The following is a 4,667-nucleotide window of genomic DNA, read 5'->3' as shown; positions in this document are numbered from 1 at the left end:
CCCGCGCCAGCTCGGCCGTCAACAGCCGCGGCCGGCCGGCGACGCGCTTGAGCCGCGCGGCCAGCGGCTTGGGCAGCGAAAGGGTCTCGACGAAGGCCGCGAACAGGGCGACGTCGCCCAGCCACAGCGACAGGTCCGTGCGGCCGCCGGCCGCGGCGGCGCGCCAGGCGAGCGCTGCGACCTCGGCGTCGGCCTCGACCGGCTCGGCGCCCATCGCGTCGAAGCGCTCGAGCCCGAGCTGCAGGAACTCCTCGGCCAGGTCCGCCCCTTGCGACGCGCGGAAGGCCGGGCCCTCATAATAGTAACGGCCGGCGGCGGCGGCGCGCTCGACGTGGCAGCGGGCGACCGCGACGGTGAAGTCGGGACGCAGGCAGGCCTCGGCGCCGCCTTCCGCCTGGACCACGAACAGCCGCGCGCGCATCGCCTCGCCGGCCAGGTCCAGCAGCAGGGACAAGGGCTGCAGCAGCGGCGGTTCGATCCGCTCCGCGCCGGCGGCGGCGAACGGGGCGCGGATGGCGGCCAGCGCCTCGGCCGGGATCGGGGCTTCGGTCCTCACGGCTGGGCGTCCAGGATGTTGCGGATGGTCGCGACCAGCTCGGCGCGCGGCACGGTCGCCTGACCGGGGCGCTGCTCGCGCCAGGCGGCGTTGTCGACCACGCCGAGCGAGAGCGCACGGCCGAGGTCGAGGTCCTTGACCGTCGCGGTCCCGGCGGCCAGCTCGTCCTCGCCGATGATCACCGCCGCAGGCGAGAGCCGGCGGTCTGCGTACTTCATCTGCGCCTTCATGCCGGAGCTGCCGAGATAGACCTCGGCGGCGACGCCGGCGGCGCGCAGCTCACGGGCGACGGCGAAGTAGTCGCTCATCCGGCTCTGGTCGAAGGCGATCACCACCACCGGGCCGCGGGCCTGAGCGCCCAGGTCGCGGCCGGCGGCGCGCAAGGCGCTGGCCAGGCGCGAGACGCCGAAGGAGAAGCCGGTCGCCGGCGCCTGCTGGCCGGTGAAGCGCGCCACCAGGTCGTCGTAGCGGCCGCCGCCGCCGATCGAGCCGAAGCGGACCGGATTGCCCTTCTCATCCGCGGTCTGAAGGAGCAGCTCGGCCTCGAAGACCGCGCCCGTGTAGTACTCCAGGCCCCGCACCACCGTGGTGTCGATCCGGGCTGCGGCCTCGGCCACGCCCATGCCGGCCAGGGCCGCTGCGATCTTCTGCAGCTCGGCCAGCGCCTCCTCGCCCTTGGCGCCGAGCGTCAGGGTGGCCAGCGCCTCGACCACTTCCAGCCGGCTGAGGTCGGGCGCGGCCTCGATGGCGAGGAAGGACTGGATCGCCCCGATCGCCGCGGGCGCAAGCTCGGCGCCTTTGGTGAAGTCGCCGGACTCGTCGAGCCGGCCCGGGCCCAACAGGTCGCGCACGCCCGGCCAGCCCAGCCGATCGAACTTGTCGATGGCCCGCAGCGCCGTCAGTCGCTGGCGCACGTCCTCGACCCCGTGGGCGTCGAACAGGCCGTCGAGCAGCTTGCGGTTGTTGATCTTCAGCACCGCCGAGCCTTGCGGCAGGCCGGCGGCGACGAGGCCCTCGGCCGCCATGGCGATGATCTCGGCGTCGGCCTCGGGACGGGCCGAGCCCACCGTGTCGGCGTCGCACTGCCAGAACTCGCGGAAGCGGCCGGGGCCGGGCTTCTCGTTGCGCCACACCGGCCCATAGGCGTAGCGGCGGAACGGCTTGGGCAGGGTCTCCCAGTTCTGGGCGGCGAAGCGGGCCAGCGGCGCGGTCAGGTCGTAGCGCAGCGCCATCCACTGCCCATTGCCTTCAGAATCCGGGTCGTCCTGCAAGGCGAAGACGCCCTCGTTCGGCCGGTCGGCGTCGGGCAGGAACTTGCCGAGCGCGTCGGCGTATTCGAACGCTCCGGTGTCGAGCGGCTCGAAGCCGTAGCGTTCGTAGACCGCCGAGACGGCGGCGAGGATTCTGCGCTCCGCAGCCAGGTCGCGGGGGCGGCGGTCGACGAAGCCGCGCGGACTGCGCGCTTCGGGGCGGACGGGCTCGGTGGTCATGGACGGGCGCTTAGCCGAGGCGGCTTCTGCGCTCAAGGAAGGAAGACGGTCCATCGTTAAGGTCCTGTCAGATCGGATGACGGACAGGACGTTCGGAAAACCGAGCCCCGTCCGCTTCGGCGGGGCTTCGGAGAGGGTCGCGTCAGGCCACGCGATCCCGAGCCGAACCCGCCAGGGTCGGATGGTGATGCGAGCCGTGATGGTGCGCGACGCAGGTCATCGGGGCGGGGCTATAAAGGAGAGATGTGAAGAAAGCGAGTCGGCGGATGGAACGCCCCCTCCGTCTCGCTCCGCGAGCCACCTCCCCCGCTTCGCGGTGGAGGATCTGAGCGCCGAGATGCTCCACCGTGAAACGGGGGGAGCTGTCGGCGAAGCCGACTGAGGGGGCGTTTCGGCGAATGCCGACACCCCCAACTCCTAAGATTTCAGCCGCCCGATCAGCGCTTCCGTCGACGGATCGTGGTCTCCGGCCGCGCCGCCTTCCAGCTCGCCCAGCACCCGGCTGGCCAGCGTCTTGCCGAGCTCGACGCCCCACTGGTCGAAGCTGTTGATCCCCCAGAGCACGCCCTCGACGAAGGTCTTGTGCTCATAGAGGGCGATGAGCGCGCCCAGCGCCTCGGGGCTGAGCCGCTCAAGGAGGATGAAAGTCGACGGCCGGTCGCCGGGGAAGGTGCGTTGCGGCGCGAGCGCGTCGATCTCGGCGGCGGAGAGTCCCTTGGCCGTGAGCTCGGCGCGGACCTCGGCTTCGCTGCGGCCGACCAGCAGGGCCTCGGCCTGGGCGACGGCGTTGGCCAACAGCTTGCGCTGCATGGCCGGGTCGCCCTCCGAGCCCTCGCGCACGGCGACGATGTCGACCGGGATGATGTCGGTCCCCTGGTGCAACAGCTGGAAGAAGGCGTGCTGGCCGTTGGTGCCGGCGTCGCCGAACACCGCCGCGGCGGTAGCCCGCGTCAGCGGCCGGCCTTCGGCGTCGATGCGCTTGCCGTTGGACTCCATCTCCAGCTGCTGGAGGAACGGCGCGAACAGGCGCAGCCGCTGGGCGTAGGGGACGACCGCGCGCATCGGCCGGCCGAGGCCGTTGCGGTTGAAGACGTGGGCCAGCGCCAGCAGCACCGGGGCGTTGCGCTCCAGCGGCGCGGCGGCGAAGTGCTCGTCCATCGCCCGCGCGCCGGCCAGCAGCCGGGCGAAGGTCTCGTAGCCCAGGGCCACGGCGCAGGAGAGGCCCACCGCCGACCACAGCGAATAGCGGCCGCCGACCCAGTCCCAGAAGGCGAACACCCGGTCGGGCGCGACGCCGAACGCCTGGGCGCGGTCGGGCGCTGCCGAGACGGCGGCGAGGTGGGCGTCGGCGCCCTCGCCCAGGCTCTGCCTGAGCCAGGCGCGGGCGGCCTCGGCGTTGGCCAGGGTCTCCAGCGTGGTGAAGGTCTTGGAGACCACCACCACCAGGGTCTCGGCCGGATCGAGCCCGGCGAGCGCCAGCGCCAGCTCGGCGGGATCGACGTTGGCGGCGAAGCGCAGCTCGATCTGCGGCTGCAGCGGGCGAAGCGCCTCCCAGATCAGCCGCGGGCCAAGGTCCGAGCCGCCGATGCCGATGTGCAGGATCGCGCGGAACGCCTTGCCGGCGGCGCTGCGGATCGCGCCCGCGCGGACGCCGTCGGCGAAGCGCTTCATCGCCGCGCGGGTGGCGTCGACCTCGCTGGAGACCTCGACGCCGGCGGCCTTCAGGCCCGCCCATTCGGGGGCGCGCAGGGCCGTGTGCAGCGCCGGCCGCTCCTCCGAACGGTTGACGATCTCGCCGCCGAGCAGCCGCGCGCGGGCGGCCTCGACGCCGGCCGCGCGGGCGAGGTCGAGCATCTCGCCCAGGTCCGGCAGCGACCAGGGCTGCTTCGAGAAGTCCAGCGTCAGGCCGGCGGCCTCCAGCGTGAGCTTGGCCTGGCGGCCCGGCTCGACCTCGAACAGGCTGGCGATGCGGCGCAGGCGGGCGCGCTCGGCGGCGGCGTTCAGCGCGGCCCAGGCGGCGTCGAGTTCAGACAAGCGGCAAGCCCCCACGATGTTCGGACGATCAGCATAACGCCGGGAGAAGTCCTAACGATCATGCCCCCGCGACAGCGCTGTTACGCGCCTGGACCCCGGGCCCGGCGCTTGGCCCGCGCGCGCCTGCCAAGGCTTTGAGCACCGCGCCCTCGGTCAGGATCGGCGGCAACACCTGCGGCGCGCGGCCATCGGCCGGATAGACCAGGTAGAGCGGCACGCCCGCGCGTCCGAAGCGCGCCAGGTCGGCGGCGATCACCGGGTCGCGCCGGGTCCAGTCGGCCTTGAGATAGGCCACCCCCTGCCGGCGGAAGGCCTCGGCCACGCGGCTGGTGGACAGCGCGACCCGGTCGTTGACCTGGCAACTGACGCACCAGGCGGCGGTATAGTTGACGAACACCGGCGTCCCCTTGGCCCGCAGCGCGGCGAGCGTCGCCGGCGAATAGGGCTGCTCGTCGAGCGCGGCCGATTCCGGCCCCTGGACCGCAGACGGTCCGGCGGCGGCGTTGGGGACCATGACGCCGGAAGCCAAGGCGGCGAGGGCGAGGGCCGCGGCCGCGCCGCCCAGCGCCCAAGCCTTCTTGCCGGCC

General features: G+C 73.2%; 4 protein-coding genes. All 4 read right to left on the bottom strand.

Translation table 11 applies throughout. The features are described from left to right. The coding region (locus VJS38_RS04415) for an ATP phosphoribosyltransferase regulatory subunit (RefSeq protein ID WP_324086937.1) at nucleotides 1-556 on the bottom strand (556 nt) is incomplete at its 3' end. Further along, on the bottom strand, nucleotides 553-2,046 hold the full coding sequence (gene hisS, locus VJS38_RS04410) for a histidine--tRNA ligase (protein WP_324086936.1): 1,494 nt from the start codon (nucleotides 2,044-2,046) through the stop codon (nucleotides 553-555). The genes hisS and VJS38_RS04415, both read right to left, overlap by 4 nt. A 417-nt stretch (nucleotides 2,047-2,463) precedes the next feature. Then, nucleotides 2,464-4,080: a glucose-6-phosphate isomerase gene (gene pgi / locus VJS38_RS04405; protein ID WP_324086935.1), complete on the bottom strand. Its 1,617-nt coding sequence runs from the start codon at nucleotides 4,078-4,080 to the stop codon at nucleotides 2,464-2,466. A 58-nt stretch (nucleotides 4,081-4,138) separates the two neighbouring features. Next, on the bottom strand, nucleotides 4,139-4,667 hold a 529-nt coding region (locus VJS38_RS04400), incomplete at its 5' end, for a thioredoxin family protein (protein WP_324086934.1).

This window comes from Phenylobacterium sp. (genome assembly GCF_035276905.1).
In the GTDB taxonomy this organism is placed as follows: domain Bacteria; phylum Pseudomonadota; class Alphaproteobacteria; order Caulobacterales; family Caulobacteraceae; genus Phenylobacterium.
This window is presented reverse-complemented; position numbering and strand designations above follow the sequence as displayed.

Coding starts and splice junctions, on each gene's coding strand:
- hisS (WP_324086936.1), bottom strand. CDS start 2,046: ATGACCACCGAGCCCGTCCGCCCCGAAGCGCGCAGTCCGCGCGGCTTC.